At 42.4% G+C, this 16,994-nt stretch carries 17 protein-coding genes; 5 read left to right on the top strand and 12 right to left on the bottom strand.

What is annotated here, in order from left to right:
* Positions 1-15 precede the first annotated feature (15 nt).
* The 5 genes from ABXT42_RS04640 to prmB form a co-directional block, all read right to left on the bottom strand.
* Positions 16-645 (bottom strand): energy-coupling factor ABC transporter ATP-binding protein, encoded by a 630-nt coding sequence (locus tag ABXT42_RS04640; RefSeq protein WP_443629202.1) that lies wholly within the window; start codon positions 643-645, stop codon positions 16-18.
* Positions 645-1,355: an ABC transporter permease gene (locus tag ABXT42_RS04635; protein ID WP_443629201.1), complete on the bottom strand. Its 711-nt coding sequence runs from the start codon at positions 1,353-1,355 to the stop codon at positions 645-647. The genes ABXT42_RS04640 and ABXT42_RS04635 overlap by 1 nt, the downstream gene beginning before the upstream one ends.
* Positions 1,352-2,176, bottom strand: coding sequence for a substrate-binding domain-containing protein (locus ABXT42_RS04630; protein WP_443629200.1), 825 nt, complete (start codon positions 2,174-2,176; stop codon positions 1,352-1,354). Before ABXT42_RS04630 ends, ABXT42_RS04635 begins: the two co-directional genes overlap by 4 nt.
* Positions 2,177-2,182: 6 nt before the next feature.
* On the bottom strand, positions 2,183-3,268 hold the full coding sequence (gene aroC, locus ABXT42_RS04625; protein ID WP_443629199.1) for a chorismate synthase: 1,086 nt from the start codon (positions 3,266-3,268) through the stop codon (positions 2,183-2,185).
* Between the two features lie 69 nt (positions 3,269-3,337).
* Entirely contained in the window at positions 3,338-4,246 is a 909-nt protein-coding gene (gene prmB / locus ABXT42_RS04620; RefSeq protein ID WP_443629198.1) for a 50S ribosomal protein L3 N(5)-glutamine methyltransferase, read from the bottom strand.
* 95 nt (positions 4,247-4,341) lie between these two features.
* Between prmB and ABXT42_RS04615 the strand changes: the two genes are divergently transcribed.
* The gene (locus ABXT42_RS04615; protein WP_443629197.1) at positions 4,342-4,968 is read left to right on the top strand and encodes a Smr/MutS family protein; all 627 of its coding nucleotides are present in this window, start codon (positions 4,342-4,344) and stop codon (positions 4,966-4,968) included.
* 117 nt (positions 4,969-5,085) lie between these two features.
* Entirely contained in the window at positions 5,086-5,628 is a 543-nt protein-coding gene (folE, locus tag ABXT42_RS04610; RefSeq protein WP_443629196.1) for a GTP cyclohydrolase I FolE, read from the top strand.
* A gap of 22 nt (positions 5,629-5,650) precedes the next feature.
* Here the strand turns inward: folE and ABXT42_RS04605 are convergent, their stop codons facing one another.
* From ABXT42_RS04605 to dinG, 6 genes are all read right to left on the bottom strand, one after another.
* A complete protein-coding gene (locus tag ABXT42_RS04605; protein WP_443629195.1) occupies positions 5,651-6,511 on the bottom strand; it encodes a patatin-like phospholipase family protein in 861 nt (286 codons plus the stop codon).
* A gap of 19 nt (positions 6,512-6,530) precedes the next feature.
* Positions 6,531-7,070, bottom strand: a complete 540-nt coding sequence (locus ABXT42_RS04600) for a DUF4892 domain-containing protein (protein ID WP_443629194.1) — start codon at positions 7,068-7,070, stop codon at positions 6,531-6,533.
* A 132-nt stretch (positions 7,071-7,202) separates the two neighbouring features.
* Positions 7,203-7,520: a DUF4389 domain-containing protein gene (locus ABXT42_RS04595; RefSeq protein ID WP_443629193.1), complete on the bottom strand. Its 318-nt coding sequence runs from the start codon at positions 7,518-7,520 to the stop codon at positions 7,203-7,205.
* Between the two features lie 100 nt (positions 7,521-7,620).
* Positions 7,621-8,643 (bottom strand): NAD(P)H-dependent glycerol-3-phosphate dehydrogenase, encoded by a 1,023-nt coding sequence (locus tag ABXT42_RS04590; RefSeq protein ID WP_443629192.1) that lies wholly within the window; start codon positions 8,641-8,643, stop codon positions 7,621-7,623.
* A gap of 10 nt (positions 8,644-8,653) precedes the next feature.
* Positions 8,654-9,883 (bottom strand): ATP-dependent RNA helicase RhlB, encoded by a 1,230-nt coding sequence (gene rhlB, locus ABXT42_RS04585; protein WP_443629191.1) that lies wholly within the window; start codon positions 9,881-9,883, stop codon positions 8,654-8,656.
* Positions 9,884-9,994: 111 nt separating this feature from the next.
* Positions 9,995-12,124 carry an ATP-dependent DNA helicase DinG gene (dinG, locus tag ABXT42_RS04580; protein ID WP_443629190.1) on the bottom strand — a complete coding sequence of 710 codons (2,130 nt, stop codon included), beginning with the start codon at positions 12,122-12,124 and terminating at the stop codon, positions 9,995-9,997.
* 179 nt (positions 12,125-12,303) lie between these two features.
* Between dinG and lexA the strand changes: the two genes are divergently transcribed.
* Both lexA and ABXT42_RS04570 read left to right on the top strand, forming a co-directional pair.
* Positions 12,304-12,912 carry a transcriptional repressor LexA gene (gene lexA / locus ABXT42_RS04575; protein WP_443629189.1) on the top strand — a complete coding sequence of 203 codons (609 nt, stop codon included), beginning with the start codon at positions 12,304-12,306 and terminating at the stop codon, positions 12,910-12,912.
* 21 nt (positions 12,913-12,933) lie between these two features.
* On the top strand, positions 12,934-13,389 hold the full coding sequence (locus tag ABXT42_RS04570; protein WP_443629188.1) for a cell division inhibitor SulA: 456 nt from the start codon (positions 12,934-12,936) through the stop codon (positions 13,387-13,389).
* Between the two features lie 34 nt (positions 13,390-13,423).
* Here ABXT42_RS04570 and ABXT42_RS04565 read toward each other — a convergent pair whose 3' ends face one another.
* A complete protein-coding gene (locus tag ABXT42_RS04565; protein WP_443629187.1) occupies positions 13,424-14,710 on the bottom strand; it encodes a M18 family aminopeptidase in 1,287 nt (428 codons plus the stop codon).
* 197 nt (positions 14,711-14,907) lie between these two features.
* Here ABXT42_RS04565 and ABXT42_RS04560 point away from each other — a divergent pair, with 197 nt between their 5' ends.
* Positions 14,908-16,986 (top strand): carboxy terminal-processing peptidase, encoded by a 2,079-nt coding sequence (locus tag ABXT42_RS04560; protein WP_443629186.1) that lies wholly within the window; start codon positions 14,908-14,910, stop codon positions 16,984-16,986.
* Positions 16,987-16,994: the final 8 nt, after the last annotated feature.

Below are 16,994 nucleotides of genomic sequence, written 5' to 3'. Positions count from 1 at the left end.
CTTAATAACCATTACCTAGTCGCTGTGCACTGTGAGCTTGCCTTTAGCTAGCAACCAGTGCTGATTACATAGCTTGGTAAGGGCGTTGTCTTGGTGGCAAGACAACAATATGCCTGTGCCTTTTTGGTGTAAGTCTTGCAACATGACTTCTATACGTTCCACAGACGCATGATCTAAGTTACTTGTGGGTTCATCAAGTAAAACCAACGCTGGGTCTAGTACTAAGGCTCTGGCCAATGCCAAACGCTGCCTTTCCCCACCAGAAAGCAAATGCGCCTGACGCTCTTGAAGATGATCCAAACCTGCCCATGCTAGAGCATCATCTACTTTCTCTGGGTTTTTCTCGCGCCTTAGTCGCAGCCCATATTCCACATTACTACGCACGTCCATATCAAATAGGTAGGTGTTTTGATGTAGGTAAATCACCGCTTGCTGACGTAAGGTTTCCCCCTGAGTAGGAATGCACCTCACTTGGCCTGAAGTTGGTTTTTGCAGACCCGCCATGATCTTCATCAAGGTAGATTTACCAGCACCATTAGGACCATGAAGGTGCACAGCATCTGTAGTAATGAGTTGTAATTCATCGATGACAAACAATTCTTGTTCGCCATATTTTTGATAAATATGATCTAGTTCTAAGCGCATTATGTTCCGTGTCTCAATACTCTACTGTGACTTTGCATCCAGCCTAAACTCACGTTTAGCACCAGCGCTAGCACTAACAGCACAATACCAAGCGCAACACCTTGTACAAATTCACCTTTACCCGTTTCTAAGGCAATGGCAGTAGTGATGTTACGTGTGTGATGGAGTATGTTGCCACCCACCATCATGGCACTGCCCACTTCAGCAATAATACGCCCAAAAGCTGTTACTAGGGCTGCAAGTAGCGCAAACCTCACTTCAAACAATAGCGTAAAAAATGCTTGCAATGGGCTTGCACCCAAGGTTTTTGCTGTCTCTAATACACGGTAATCTGCTGCTTGAAAGGCACTTAAACTCATAGCGACCAATAGCGGAAAACACAATAGTATTTGCCCAATAATCATCGCTGGTCGAGTAAATAAAAGCTGCAAATCTCCAAGCGGACCTGCGCGTGACAAGAGCATATAAAGCACTAGGCCAACTACTACTGTTGGCACAGCTAAGAGGCTATTGAATAAACTAATGATCACCCAGCGACCAGGAAAACGAAAGTAAGCCAAAACAAAACCTAAAGTAAGTGCAGGTAATAAAGCAATCAATATGGCGCTTGCAGAAACTCCAAAAGACACACCAACAATACTCCAAAGCTGCGGGTCTCCACTTAAAAGTGCGGCTATTGCAGCACTAAATGTACTCCATAGATCATTCATAAAATAGGCTGATTAGCAGAAGGAATAAATAACACCTCACCATTGATACGAAATGCACCAATCAACTCTTGACCTGCCCCGCTCACCAACCATTGAGCAAAGTCTCTGGCTGAATCAACGTTTACATGGGGATGGCGCTTAGGGTTAACTAAGATCACCTGATATGGGTTGATTAATCTTGGGTCACTATCAAGCGCTAAGCGCAATTGAAGTTTATTCTTTAAGGCTAACCAAGTGCCACGGTCAGTTAGAGTGTAGGCGTTCATTTCTGATGCCATGTGTAAACTATGACCCATGCCACGACCCGATTCGAGATAACCATCAAAAGCTGGTGACTGACCAAGGTGCCTCCATAATTGTAATTCTTTTTTATGGGTTCCTGAGTCATCACCTCGAGATATAAAACGCTGATTTGACTCCATAATGAGCGTTAACCCTTCAATCACTGTTTGGGCGTGACTCACACTTGCTGGATCTTTTTTAGGACCTACGAGCACAAAGTCGTTATACATCACGCTTAAAGGTTCAATTCCAAAATCTTGATCGACAAAATGAGCTTCTGCTAAGGGAGCGTGTGTCATGACTATATCAACATCCCCATTTTCACCCATTTTTAAGGCTTTACCTGTGCCCACAGAGATCACTTGAACTTGGGTATCACTAACTTTTTCATACTGGAGAACTAAATAGTCTAATAAACCAGAATTATAGGTGCTGGTTGTAGTGGCAAAGCGAATACTATCCGCCCATGAAATACCGCTTAAGAAGATAAACCCCATGGCTAATACTGTGCGCGTTAGCCGCAAATGAAAATATTTCATGGCATGTTATTTAATGGTGGGAAGGTCGTAGGTAACGCAGCCATTTTGTCCACGTTGGCGTAAAAAATGGTCCATTATTGTTAACGCCATCATGGCTTCAGCAATAGGTGTGGCACGAATACCAACACACGGGTCATGACGGCCTTTGGTAATCACTTCTACTGAGTCTCCATGAAGGTCTATGGACTGCCCAGGTATATGTAGGCTGGAGGTAGGTTTAAGAGCGATACGAGCAATAATATCCTGTCCACTACTTATGCCACCTAAAATACCACCTGCATGGTTGGATAAAAATCCAACAGGAGTCATTTCATCACGGTGTTCTGTACCACGCTGGGTAACTACTTCAAAACCGTCACCTATCTCAACACCCTTTACAGCATTAATACTCATCAAACCATGTGCTAACTCGGCATCTAAACGATCAAATACGGGCTCTCCAATGCCTGCTGCTACGCCTGTAGCAACCACAGTCACTTGAGCCCCTATAGAATCACCAGATTTTCGTAACGCATCCATGAATTTTTCTAGCTCTTCTACTTTATCAGCTTGGCCACAGAAAAATGGGTTGTCATTGACAATACTAGGGTCTGAACAATCTAGCTTAATGGGGCCTAATTGTGACAAGTAGCCAGTAATAGCAATGCCCTGGCCTGCCAAAAATTTCTTTGCAATTGCACCTGCTGCTACACGCATAGCGGTTTCACGTGCTGAAGATCGACCACCACCACGATAATCTCGTAAGCCATATTTGTGCATGTAGGTATAGTCAGCATGCGCAGGGCGAAATTGGTCTTTTATGTTGCCATAATCTTTCGAGCGTTGATCTGTATTTTCAATCAGCAAGCCAATAGGAGTGCCTGTTGTTCGACCTTCAAATATACCTGATAAAATACGCACCTGATCAGCTTCACGGCGCTGAGTAGTATGGCGTGAAGATCCAGGCTTACGGCGATCTAAATCAATTTGTAAGTCAGCTTCACTTAGCTCAATGCCAGCTGGACAGCCATCGATTGTAGCGCCTAGTGCTGGACCATGGCTTTCACCAAAAGTAGTGACCGTAAACAACTTACCAAAGGTATTACCCGACATGAATTTTCACTCTAAAATTTTTCAAATTAAATTATAGCTGGTTAGTACACCAAGCAGCAAACAATCACCTTATAAACGTGACCGATACCATGCATTAAACCTAGGCTGATACTCTCTACACTGGGCTCCAGTAAGGCAGAAAACACCATTTCCTCCTTCATGTAACTCAAGCCACATAAACGGCACGTCAGGTAAGGCATCTTGCAGCGCTACTTCGCTATTACCCACTTCTATAACTATAAGGCTGTCTTGTGAAAGCCAGTCAGAGGCTTCTACCAACATTTTTGCAGTGAGATCCAAACCATCATCACCTGAAACCAAAGCTAATTTTGGTTCATGTGAAAACTCAGCTGGCATATCTTCATAGTCATTCAAATCAACATAAGGTGGATTACTCACTATCAGATCATAAGTTTTAGTAGGCAAGCCAGCAAACAAGTTGGAATCAAACACCCGTACTTGATCACCCACATCATGATGGTCTATATTTTTTTGACTTAAGTGTATGGCCGCTGGTTCTATATCAGCCATGTCCACCTGCTCAATACCCATATGCAAAGCCATAGCTATGCCTATACAACCGCTGCCACAACAAAGGTCTAAAGCTGTTTTTGGGGTGTCTTTTATAAAAGGAGAAAAATGTCTACCAATCAATTCTGCTATTGGAGAGCGAGGAATAATAACTCCTGGGGTTACCTTAAAAGGTATGCCAGCAAACCAAGTTTCACCTAACAAATAAGGCAAAGGCAATCGTTGCTGAATACGTGCAGCCAACCACTGCTCTATTTGTGCTAGCTGTTGGCCAGTTAATACTTTGTTTAACTCATCCTTTTGCGTATCTAATGACATACCACAGGCGCCAAGAACCAAAAAAACAGCTTCATCCCAAGCGTTATCTGTGCCGTGCCCGAAATGGACTTGAGCTTCAATGAGTGCCGATTGAGCTGTTTCAATTGCGTGTGAGAGTGTAGTGGTCATGACATTTTTTATAAGAATATTTTGATGTGTGCATTGTAAGCTAAGCCTTGTCCCGATACCATATTGGCATGAGTAGAAACTACTGTTAATAAAGCATGAGCATACCTCCAGAGCCAGATTCAAAAGATATTTCAAAAGCACAAGACCAAAGCGTCGAATATAGTACTGATTTTGGCACTGCATTTGGAAAAGCTTCGCCATTAAAAAAAGCTGGGCGCCAAACTAAACCTGGCTCAAAAACTCCTGATCCTTTGAGTACAGCTACCAGACGCGCTGCTGCTATTGAGCAAGTAAGAGAAAAAGCTGCACTTGGCGAGCAAGGCTTTGAGATGCTTGAATCAGAGCAAAGTATTACATACTCTCGAGTGGGACTTGACAGTGGTAGCTTGCGAAGGCTTAGCAATGGACATATGCGCCCTACCCTTACTCTTGATCTACATGGCTATAGAATAGATGATGCAAGGGATTCAGTATGGAATGCAGTGAAGCATGGGCAAAGTGAGGGGGACCGATGTTTGCTCATTGTCCATGGCAAAGCTGGTGCTGGCTATAAAGATGAGCACGGTAGCGTTAGAGGCGCAGGCCAAGCTTTAATAAAGTCTCATGTAAACCACTGGTTACAGCAATTAGATGCTGTTTTGGCATTTACCTCTGCCTTACCAAAAGATGGTGGCACTGGTGCACTTTATGTATTACTTAAAAAGAAAACAAAAAGAGCGTAATATAGAAGCTTAAGCCTTTACCTTAAGCACGGCTTCAAGTATTGTGCGCGTAAAAATAATCTGTGTTTTGTTATATCAATTCATAATGCAGTAAAACCATTATCAATGAGAAGGTCCATGGAAAAAGCATACGAAGATATTCTTGCCAGTATTGGCGAAGACATAAACCGCCCTGGCTTAAAGGATACCCCTAAAAGGGCTGCTAAAGCCTTTAAATTTCTCAATAATGGCTACGAAAAAAATCTTGACGAAGTCATTAATGGTGCACTATTTCCATCCGATAATGAGGAGATGGTGATCGTAAAAGACATAGAATTATATTCTTTGTGCGAGCATCACCTATTGCCATTTATTGGCAAATGCCATGTTGCTTACCTGCCTTCAGGAAAAGTGCTTGGATTATCCAAAGTTGCACGTATTGTTGACATGTTCGCTCGACGTTTGCAAATTCAAGAAAACATGACCAAACAAATTGCCGACACTATTATGGAAGTTACTCAAGCTAAAGGTGTAGGCGTTGTAATTGAAGCAAAACATATGTGTATGATGATGCGCGGCGTGCAAAAACAGAACGCCAGTATGAAAACTTCAGTACTGCTTGGCAAATTACGTGAAGACGCTCGTACCAGAGCAGAGTTTTTAACCCTTATTAAAGATTAATTAACAGTACCAAAAAAAGACGTTAAATCTTACGGCTAGACTGCAACGCTTCAAGTGCTGCAGTTCTGCCTATTTCTATCATTTCTTTGGCTCGATAGAGTTCAAAAAAACTACATACATCCCGATTTATTCGCACCTCAACGTCTGGTTCGAAACCCGCCATTTTGTACTTCGTCATAGTTGCTTGCATGGTTTCAAAGCACTGGATAAGCATTTCCATTTTATTCCATTGCAAATGACTACGCTCACTCTTAGTGGATTTATGATGAGGTAACTCTGGGGTATCTTCAAACTGCGATCTAACTAACTGTTGTCTGGTTATGGCGTGTGATTCATCTACATTGATATTCAAATTGACAGCGATAATTAGATCAGCCTGATCTGCAACTGTGGGCATTATTGGCACTGGGTTTAATAAGCCCCCATCCACCAAAAAACGATCATCCTGTGTCACGGGCATAATCAAACCTGGCACGGCAACACTAGCTCGTATTGCGTCCATTAGTTTGCCAGACTGAAACCATACTTCTTTTTGTTTTACCAAGTCTGTTGCCACTGCCGTGTAAGGCATTGGTAAATCTTCAATCAGCTGGTCACCTACAAATTCTTCTAAAATGGTATAGGCTTTTTCGCCACGGATGGCTCCCATGGATAATAACGACATGTCAACTAAACGAAATACGTCAAAACGTGATAAGCCAGTAACCCATTCAGTAAATAAAGGTAACTTTCCAGCAGCATACATGCCGCCCACCACAGCTCCCATAGAACATCCTGAGATGCTGATAATGTCAAAGCCTTGTTCTTCTAATACTTGAATCACGCCAATATGCGCGTTACCTCGAGCACCACCACTACCTAATACAAGTGCAACAGTAGGCATAGTTTATTGTCCTTTACTATTACTTTTCTTGGATTACATCAAGATGTAAATACACTTTTTTATTACCACGCTGTGTACTGTAGAGCGCGTAATAATAAACCCCATCTAAAGCGTCTTTTTTAAGCGCTGCATATGATTGCTGTGTATTTAAACCATATAAGCGCGATTCACCAAATACTTTATTAGCCCACTGATTACTAGACCCACATGTGCGACCATGACACTGATACATCACTTGAGTATCTTGTATTTTGAGTTCATCTAAGGCGATGTTGTGGGCGATTTTGGCGCTCAACCCAGGAAGCATTTCCCAAGTGTAACTTGTTAGGTTTCCAGACAAAAATAAGTTGTATTCAGCACCAATTTCACCGTTAACCTTACGCATGGCGCTTATTGGAAGTGTGTAGTAAGGCACACTGCGCTGTATTTTTAGGATTAATGGGCTTTGCTTTGTTAAAGCTAGGGGTGCCTCTGCTAGAGCTACTTGAGATATGAAACAAACAAAAATACAACTCATTAGCACACGAACGTTAACGGTTATACGAGAAGCTATTGTCATATTATTTTCTCTTCATGGGTGAAATATAAGTGCTCACTTAAAGCGCTGTGCCAAAAGGGTCACTGAAGTCTGAGTCTTTGAGGCGCTAGACTAAATTTAAACGTGTGTCACCCAGACCAATAAGCAACCATCTTACTCATTTGGAGCTTGTGAGTGATCCTCTTTGTGAGGCATACCTTCAGCTTCTGGCCAATCATTAAATGGAAACGGCTTACTTTGCGTTTGATAAGACAAAAATCGATAGCTATGATGAATAAAGCGCCCTAAGCTATTACTAAATTTCAGTATTGCTATATGGCTAGATTCATTAAACAAACGATACAAAAACTGAACGACAATTAATAACACTAAAACTGACGCTGCAACTTCTAACAACACTAAATGCAATAGCATGAAGACTAGACGCAGCCAAAACTCTTCTGAGGTCAGGTTGTTTTTAAAAGCTTGCATAGCGTTTACTCCATTAAATTATATGCGCTAACCTAAAAGGTCATAGGCAGCTTAAACGTACTTTAATTAAGATAGGGGCATGCACGAGCATTTCAAGGGCTTAGCTGCGTTTTAGCACAAATTCAACATCTGAGTTTTGATCCCGAGACATGAGGGCTTGAGCCACACTTGAAACATCTGCACCTTCATAAACCAATGCATAAAGACCATCTACTAAGGGCATATTCACCTGTAGTTGATCCGCTTTTTTCTTTACTATAGCAAGGGTATTTACACCCTCAGCTACTTCACCTAATTCAGCCACAGCTGCTTCTAGGTCTTTACCCTGGCCCAACGCATAGCCTACGCGATAGTTTCTACTCAGTGGAGACATGCAAGTAACAATGAGATCACCTACTCCAGATAAGCCTAGGAAAGTCATAGGGTTAGCTCCCATATGCACCGCTAAACGGCTCATTTCAGCTAAGCTGCGAGTTAATAACATACTGCGTGTATTTTCGCCCAAACCCAGTGCTGCGCTTAGGCCTGCAGCAATAGCGTAGATGTTTTTAAGTGCACCACCAAGTTCTGTGCCATAGCGATCATTGCTAGCGTATACACGAAAAAAACTACATTGCAGGATCGCTTGTACTTGCTCTCGTAACCCTTCACTATCACTGGCAATAACAGTGCCAGTTAATTGTTTAGCCGCTACTTCTTTCGCCAAATTAGGCCCACTAATTACACCTACACAATTATCAGGAAAACAACTTTCAAGCACCTGGCTCATCAATAAAAAACTGTCTGACTCTATGCCTTTGGCCGTAGTAACAAGATATTGTTTTGGATTGATATAGGTTTTAGATTGCTCCAACAAACCCCTAAAAGCTTTACTGGGTATGGAAAAAATAACGGTGTCTGCATCACTAATACATAAACTCAAATCAGTGACAACTTCCAGATCTCCATGAAGCTCTAGTCCCGGCACATAACGTGAATTAACCCTTGTTAAGCGCATTTGTTGAGCTAATGCTTCATCCCGCAGCCATAAACGCACAGGAAAACCATTATGTGCAACGATGTTAGCTAATACGGTGCCAAAACTACCACCACCAATCACTGCTACTCTATGTTTAAGGTTCATGAAAATCCTATTACACTAGTAGTTCGCTAGGCGTGGGTTCGCAGTCTAAACGCTTACCCAGCATCACCTCTAGATCAGGCATAATAAACGCATCATCTTCAGAAGCAAAGCTGATGGATATACCTGAAGCGCCTGCTCGCCCTGTGCGCCCGATACGATGCACGTAATCTTCAAGCTCTTCTGGTAAATCATAGTTAAACACATGACTTACGCCATCTACATGGATGCCTCGACCAGCAACATCAGTAGCAACTAATATAGGCGTTTCGCCACTGCGGAAGCGTTCCAAGGTTTTCACCCGCTTTGCTTGCGCCACTTCGCCTGACAAAAGTGCACTTTTAATGCCATCTTTTTGTAACTTTTCTGCTAAATCTCGAGTGATATGACGTCGGTTAGCAAACACAATGGCTCGCTCTACACCCATTGTTTTTAAACAATTGAGCAATACTTTATATTTATCTGCTCGGGCTACTGAATAAAATCGTTGATCTACGCTGGCAGAAGCAAGCTCATCAGACTCTATTTCCACATGCACTGGCTCAAATGTCCACTGCTCTGCCAAACGCAATATCTGCTCACTAAAAGTAGCGCTAAACAATAAAGTTTGACGGTCTTCTTTTTTAGGTGTTTGACGAATGATAGCGCGTACATCGGGAATAAATCCCATACTTAGCATACGGTCAGCTTCATCCAACACTACTACTTCAACCTCTCGTAGATTGACGTGCCCTCTGCGACAAAAATCTAATAGTCTGCCAGGGGTGGCCACCATAATATCTACATGCTGCTTTTTTAATTGCTTTTGCTGGCCTTCAAAATCCATACCGCCCACAAGCTGCTGTACGTTAACGTCACAAAAGCGGGTAAGATCTTCGGCATCACTGGCAATTTGCATAACTAGCTCACGCGTAGGCGCTACAATTAGGGCTCTTGGGGTGCCTAATCGACGCGGACCGCTGATAGGGAAATCTAAAAAGTCAGTGATAATGCTCAGCAAAAATGCCGCTGTTTTACCAGAGCCAGTTTGTGCTTTACCAGTGATGTCTTTTCCGGCCAAAGATTCTGGCAGCGTTAGAGCTTGTATAGGGCTGCAATACTCATATCCCAAAGCAGCAATCCCTTGCATCACCTGATCAGGTAAATCCAAATCATGAAACCTAGTTTTGCCTTCTTCTTGTGCAACGACGAATTCGTCTAATGACCAGGCTTGGTCAGTGATATTTGAATCATTTGATTTCAAAATTATGTTCCATTGAGACGTATTTATGCCTCAGTAAGATAAATTACAACGAAGCAGTATAGAGCGTTTAATGGCATTACACAAAACAGCTTTTGTTGTGCGTATCCATCATCAACCAAATCTTCGTTCATAGGGTGGTAAAGATTGTAATAGCTGCTGACCATACCGCTTGCTAACGATACGTTTATCCAAAATAGTAATACGGCCTTGATCATCCTCTTTACGCAATAAACGCCCCGTGGCCTGCACCAATCTAACACTTGCTTCAGGTACTGACAGCTCGGCAAAGCTATTACCACCAGATTTTTCTATCCATTCGGCTAAAGCTGATGGCACTGGGCGATCTGGCACAGTAAAGGGCAACCGAGTAATCACCACATGCGTTAAATAGTTACCCGGCAAATCAATACCTTCTGCAAAACTTGCTAGACCAAACAATACACTGCCGTCACCTTCATCGATACGTTGTTTATGTTGATCCAACAACCGTTGCTTAGAGGACTCTCCTTGTTGCAAGATCAAGTCTTGCCATAGGTCCCCCATGCCTTCAAATACCAATTGCATCACACGTTTGGAAGTGAATAATACCAGGCTGGCTTCATCTTGATTAAGTTGCGCTTTAAGACCCACAATAAGGTCATCGACAAATACCGCTTCTGGGCCTGGTTCTATGGCTTCTTTAGGGACACATATATGAGATTTGGCAAAATCAAAAGGACTCGCTACAGCCAACATAGCACTACGCGGGTTTAAACCTGCATGAGTAATTAACCTATCAAATCGCCCTAGTGCTGTTAATGTTGCAGAAGTGAGTAAGGCACCATAACAACGAGTCCATAAATTTTCTTGCAAAAGGTCGGCCGCCATTATTGGGCTTGCTGACATTTCTAAGTCGACTCTCTCTGGCGTTTGCCAATGATGCAACCACCTAGCCATCGGCACCTCTCCCTCTTTATCTACTTTAGCATAGGCTTGAAAAAGGCTTAATTGTTGTTCTGAGTTTTGCTGCAATACACCAAAAGCGGCCAGATAATTTTCAGCCTGATCTTTTGGTAGACCATTTTGATCGCCTTTGACCACATCATCCATCAAACTATGCAAGGCGCCTAAGTCTCTAGCCAAACGTGCACTACTAACAGCCATATCATGAGTAATTTGAACTAATTCAGCAGGTACCACACCTTGAGAAAAGCGATAAGTTTCTTGTTTTTGGTAACCATCTTCAGGCCTAAAAGCGGATTGATCCAAAAACTGTTCTAACGTAACAAGTTGGGTTTCAAGCCCTTGCACATGATCTTGAATCTGTACACATAACTGTGCACCCTTACCTGCGCCTTGCCATTCCTTTAAAAATTTCTTTAAACCGGATCTTGTTTGCCCATACCAACGACTTAGTTGACGAATGCCTTGCTGGTGAGTGAACTGTTTTAGGGTTTTATCAGCCAAATGATGGCCTTCATCAAAGATATAAATCGTATCCTGTGGTGCTGGTAAAATAGCACCTCCGCCCAAAGCTAAATCGGCAAGCACTAAGTCATGATTAGTCACAATGCAATCGGCTTGTTCTAGGCCATCTCTAGCCTTGAAGAATGGGCATTGACTAAAATGGCTACAACGACGATTAGTACAGCCCTTATGATCCGTAGTAATCGGCCGCCAATGATCTTCAGACAAAGGCTCTTTCCAAGCATCCCTATCACCATCCCACTGATTTCCACCTAATTGCACCACCATGTCTTTATAAAGCGCCTGCTGATGCACATCAAGCTTGAGTGCTAGCTCATCTTCAAAGAGGGCTTGGGTAGGGTCGATGGAGGCATTTTGAGATAATGCCTGGTCCAGCCTGGATACACACAGATAACGGCGGCGACCTTTAGCAAGACGAAAATCAAAATCATAACCTCCATGCTTTTTAAGCGCTGGCAGGTCTTTTTGTATAATCTGCTCTTGCAAGGCGATAGTAGCCGTAGAAATAACTAATTTTTTATCCAGTGCTTTGGCTATAGGTAAACAAGCCACCATATATGCCAATGTTTTTCCCGTACCTGTGCCTGCCTCTACCAAACATACTGGGTTATCATCACTACGATTACCCTCAACATCTGCTTTGATTGACAAAAAATGGTTAGCAACTGTTGCGATCATTTGCTTTTGACCCCAACGAGGCTTTAGCTCCAGCTGCTTAACCAACTGACGATAAAGTTGTTGAATATCTTGTTTTACATTTGCTGAATCAGACACGTTGCAAGTTCTCAGTTAGCATCAAATAATCGGTCATCAGAGTACACCATTTCAGCCACAAAATCAGATACAAAATAGGTCAAAAAAAATAAACCTTGCCAGAAGCAATATTACTGGTATTATATACAGTAACTGTACAAACAACCAGCACATTAACCCAAGTGTTAGAAGGACGTAATATGATCAAGTTGACCCCACGACAAGACCAAGTGCTCGACTGTATCCGTAACTACATCATCGACACAGGCTATCCGCCAACACGTGCGGAAATTGCCAAAGAACTTGGCTTTAAGTCGCCCAATGCTGCAGAAGAACACATCAAAGCACTGGCCCGTAAAGGCGCTATAGAAATCATTCCAGGTGCTTCTCGCGGTATACGCATCCCCGATATGCATGAGGTTGATTTAGGTCTACCTATCATAGGTATGGTTGCAGCAGGTAGCCCTTTACTTGCACAAGAGCATATTAGTGATTATTGCGCTATTCCTGAAAACTTATTTTATCCTAAAGCAGATTACCTACTTAAAGTAAGCGGTATGTCGATGAAAGATATTGGCATTTATGATGGTGATTTATTAGCGGTACACAAAACAGACCAAGCCAGAAATGGTCAAGTGGTAGTGGCACGCCTTAATGACGAAGTGACTGTGAAACGTTTCCAACGCAATGGCAATAATGTACAGCTGATAGCAGAAAATCCAGATTTTTCTCCTATCGAAGTAGACTTAACGCAAGAACACTTAAGCATTGAAGGCCTGAGTGTAGGTGTGATTCGCCGCGGTAACTAAACCTAACTCAGGAGCACTAAAATGTTTCAACAACAGCACCAGCTCAACACAAACATTGAAGGTATTTTGGCAGAACATCAACTTGATTTGTGGGCTCAAGAAGAAAGCGAACAAACGCAAGATCTTAGTAGTATTACTGAAATCATCATGCGTGGTGAAGCTTGGAATAATGTACAAACATTACTACCTTTAATGGCTCAGCTTAGCCATGACCAACGCTGGTTAGCTTGGGTTGCACCACCTCAGTTATTACCTAAAGCTCAATTAATAGCTGCAGGTTTTGACCTAAATAAAATTATCTTATTAAAGCCAGATGCCCAACATGACACTTTAAGTTTAGCCCGCCAAGCTCTAAAAAGTGGCACGTGTCATGCTGTTATTAGCTGGTTTGGAACGCTTGAAGACAAGCAGCTAAGCGGACTAGCACAAGCAGCAGAAATAGGTAATAGCCGCGCTTTTTTGATCAAGCACCAATAAAATAGGCATTTAGATTGGCTCTAACATCTCATCACTAAAAGGTCATGTTCGTCTCAAAAAACTGCTGTAACAATTTGTGAGTAATATGAGGGTCTGCACTACCTGCTAGCTCACGAATGGAGTGCATTGCAAATGTGGGCACTCCTAAATCTAGCGTTCGCACACCCAATTGAGCTGCTGTAATTGGCCCAATAGTACTACCACAACCCATATCACTGCGTACAACAAAAGTTTGAATTGGTACGTCTACCTGTGCAGCTAACTCTTTCACCATGGCACTGGTAATCGCATTAGTGGCGTAACGCTGATTTGCGTTAACCTTAATTACAGGACCTTGATTAAGTTTTGGGCCGTGTTGGTCATCGTGCTTGCTGGGAAAATTGGGGTGGACCCCATGTGCATTATCGGCAGATATAAAGGTTGATGCATCTAACACCTGATGCAGCAATTCTGGCCTGGGATAGATTCTTTGTAACACTGACATTAAGAAAGCACCCTGAGCGCCCTCTGCTGATTGGCTACCCACTTCTTCATGGTCATTACAAATTAACAACATGCCCTGATCTGTATTAGCAGCAAGCATAGCAGTTAAACCCATGTAACAACTTAATAGATTATCCAGCCTGGCAGCTGCTAAAAACTCCTGCTTTAACCCTACTAAAGCAGGTGCTTGTACGTCATAGAAACTTAGTTCGTAATCAATGACCTCATCAACTTCAATACCATCTTTTCTTAGCTCCTTTGCAAGTGTAGCGCGTAAATTAAAATCATCACCTAGCGCTTGACCCAAAAGCACTGGCAAATCTGTTTGTGGATTAACACTATGGCCCTTATTAGCTTCTCGGTCTAAATGTATAGCTAAGCTTGGAATACAAGCCACAGGGCGCTTAAAGTCTATTAGATGGCTTACTAACTGACCACTTACATCACGACTAACTACCCTGCCGGCCAAAGATAGGTCACGGTCAAACCAAGGATGCAATAATGCTCCACCGTAAACCTCCACACCTAGTTGATGATAGCCTTTAGATTGTCGTTCAGGATTAGGCTTGACCTTTAAACACGGACTATCCGTATGAGCACCTATCATATGCATTCTTTGCAATGCACCTTGCTTGGGCAACTGGAAAGCGATTATGGTTGAGTCGTTCTTAGTGATGTAATAACAACCACCTGGCACCAAATCCCAATGGCTTGCCATATCAAGAGCATTGTAGCCCGCTGCACTTAGCTTGCTTATTATTGAAGCTACTGCATGAAATGGAGTAGGTGAATGAGTAATGAAACCCATTAACCCATTAAGGTAAGCTTGTTGTGACATTGGCATTGATTCCATTGTTGCAAAGATTGAATTTTGACACATTCTGCGTGCAACCGTAACGATTGCGTAAAGCATTGCTTAATTTACGCTAGATTCCCTCAAGAGGTTTGAAAAATCAACTTAAATCAAGCTAAGATAGCTTGCAAGTATTTTTTGACCTACATTCCACTGCCTATTAAAAGACTAGAATGATACACATGAAATTTAATACTAATAAAATCTCTCCACTTAATGTTTTTTTGGGTAAGTATTTACGCCGCACTTTATCTACTGCACTGCTTGCTACGAGCCTTATGGTTTTGCCATATGCGACTGCAAACACACAAGTAGTGAATGGCAGCATTGAGTTTACAAAAGAATACGGATTATTAACGCAAGAAATTTTACAATTGTTAGGTAAAGAACACTATCAAAATAGAACCCTTAATGACCAATTTTCTAGTGATGTATACGCCAATTATTTAAAAGCTTTAGACCCTCAGCATAGCTACCTTAGTGCCGCAGACCTGGTACCTTTTAGCTACCTCAGTACTGAGCTTGATGACTTGTTAGCAAAAGGCAATTTAGATGCAATGGGACAGCTATATAGCTTATTACAAAAAAGACGCCTAGCATTTATCGATTATAGCTTAGCTACACTGGCCCAAGATGAAGCCATGTTTAATTTTGACCTTGTAGAAGGCATTCGAACATCACCATATGATGAGCCTAGGCTAGACGACCTATCGTCTATCAAAGACCTTTGGCGTCGGCAGTTAAAAAATGAATTTATTAACGGCCAGCTAAACGAGGAAACGCCTGAAGATATCAAAAAACGCCTCACAAAACGTTATACCAACCTACGTAAACGAGTCTCACAAGTAGAACTTAAAGACGCTTACCAAAGTGTTATTAATAGCATTACTACCGTTATTGATCCCCATACAAGCTATCTCTCGCCGCGTGGGCTTGAAGATTTCAACATTGACATGAGTTTATCTTTAGAGGGCATTGGTGCTGTATTACAAAGTGAAGATGATTATACAAAAGTCGTGCGCATCGTCGTAGGTGGCCCAGCAGATAAAGCTGGACAGCTTAAGGCGTCTGACTATATCGTTGGTGTCGCTCAAGAAGGTGAAGAAATTCAAGATATATTGGGATGGCGCTTGGATGACGTGGTGGGTCAAATTAGAGGCCCTAAAGACTCCTTAGTTACGTTACAAATCATTCCAGGTGCTGACTTGCAGCAGCCAAAAAAGACGATTCAAATACGCCGTAATAAAGTAGCACTAGAAGATCAAGCTGCTAAAAAATCAATCATTGAATTAGAAACTGACCAAGGCGCTCTTAAGTTTGGTGTCATCACCTTACCAACCTTTTATATGGATTTTGCTGCTGCACAAAGTGGCGATCCCAATTACCGTAGCACCACTCGTGACGTCTATAACCTTGTCGAAGAGCTTAAAGAAGAAGCAGTAAACGGCATTATTATTGACTTGCGTAACAATGGTGGTGGTTCTTTACGAGAAGCCAATCAATTAACGGGATTGTTCATTGAAACAGGAACCACAGTACAAGTTCGTTATGCTGATGGAACCATAGAAAAGCAAATAGATCGTAATCCTTTTTTAGCCTACACTGGCCCAGTTGTGGTATTAGTTAACCGTTACAGCGCTTCAGCATCAGAAATTTTTGCAGCGGCTATGCAAGATTACAAACGCGCTTTAGTAGTAGGCACTCAAACCTATGGTAAAGGCACTGTTCAAACATTTTCTGATCTTTCAAGCGGGAAAATAAAATTCACTCAAGCCAAATTTTACCGCGTGTCAGGAGCGAGTACACAGCACAAAGGGGTAGTTCCTGATGTTATTCTACCTAGTTTAGATAACCCAGAAAAAGTGGGTGAAAGCACCCAAGACCATGCACTGCAATGGGATCAAGTTAAGTCAGTTAGTCACAAAACTTATTTTGCACTGGACGTAATTACCCCATATCTACAAGCCCAACAAGACAAACGCAATAAAGAAAGTAACGATTGGCAGTATATCTTAGCTGTAGCAGAACATGAAAAAAACAGGCCAGACCAGATTAGCCTCAACTCTGTTGAGCGCCAAAAGTACTGGCAAGAACAACAAGATTGGTATTTAGGACATATCAATAAATTGCGCTTAAGCCACAATTTAGAACCTGTGACAGACGTACAAGATCATGAGTTTGATTATGAAGACGCACAAAACGACCCCCATGTACTTGCAGGGGGCCAGGTAATTGCGGATTGGATTCATCTGGCACAATAACTGGAGGC

Origin of the sequence: Candidatus Njordibacter sp. Uisw_002 (genome assembly GCF_047730155.1) — a bacterium.
Classification (GTDB): Bacteria; Pseudomonadota; Gammaproteobacteria; order Pseudomonadales; family Balneatricaceae; genus Njordibacter.
This window is presented reverse-complemented; position numbering and strand designations above follow the sequence as displayed.

Excerpts from the sequence above, each read along its gene's own strand:
- ABXT42_RS04640 (WP_443629202.1), bottom strand. The coding sequence starts at position 645 with ATGCGCTTAGAACTAGATCATATTTATCAAAAATATGGCGAACAAGAA.
- ABXT42_RS04635 (WP_443629201.1), bottom strand. The coding sequence starts at position 1,355 with ATGAATGATCTATGGAGTACATTTAGTGCTGCAATAGCCGCACTTTTA.
- ABXT42_RS04630 (WP_443629200.1), bottom strand. The coding sequence starts at position 2,176 with ATGAAATATTTTCATTTGCGGCTAACGCGCACAGTATTAGCCATGGGG.
- aroC (WP_443629199.1), bottom strand. The coding sequence starts at position 3,268 with ATGTCGGGTAATACCTTTGGTAAGTTGTTTACGGTCACTACTTTTGGT.
- prmB (WP_443629198.1), bottom strand. The coding sequence starts at position 4,246 with ATGACCACTACACTCTCACACGCAATTGAAACAGCTCAATCGGCACTC.
- ABXT42_RS04615 (WP_443629197.1), top strand. The coding sequence starts at position 4,342 with ATGAGCATACCTCCAGAGCCAGATTCAAAAGATATTTCAAAAGCACAA.
- folE (WP_443629196.1), top strand. The coding sequence starts at position 5,086 with ATGGAAAAAGCATACGAAGATATTCTTGCCAGTATTGGCGAAGACATA.
- ABXT42_RS04605 (WP_443629195.1), bottom strand. The coding sequence starts at position 6,511 with ATGCCTACTGTTGCACTTGTATTAGGTAGTGGTGGTGCTCGAGGTAAC.
- ABXT42_RS04600 (WP_443629194.1), bottom strand. The coding sequence starts at position 7,070 with ATGACAATAGCTTCTCGTATAACCGTTAACGTTCGTGTGCTAATGAGT.
- ABXT42_RS04595 (WP_443629193.1), bottom strand. The coding sequence starts at position 7,520 with ATGCAAGCTTTTAAAAACAACCTGACCTCAGAAGAGTTTTGGCTGCGT.
- ABXT42_RS04590 (WP_443629192.1), bottom strand. The coding sequence starts at position 8,643 with ATGAACCTTAAACATAGAGTAGCAGTGATTGGTGGTGGTAGTTTTGGC.
- lexA (WP_443629189.1), top strand. The coding sequence starts at position 12,304 with ATGATCAAGTTGACCCCACGACAAGACCAAGTGCTCGACTGTATCCGT.
- ABXT42_RS04570 (WP_443629188.1), top strand. The coding sequence starts at position 12,934 with ATGTTTCAACAACAGCACCAGCTCAACACAAACATTGAAGGTATTTTG.
- ABXT42_RS04565 (WP_443629187.1), bottom strand. The coding sequence starts at position 14,710 with ATGTCACAACAAGCTTACCTTAATGGGTTAATGGGTTTCATTACTCAT.
- ABXT42_RS04560 (WP_443629186.1), top strand. The coding sequence starts at position 14,908 with ATGAAATTTAATACTAATAAAATCTCTCCACTTAATGTTTTTTTGGGT.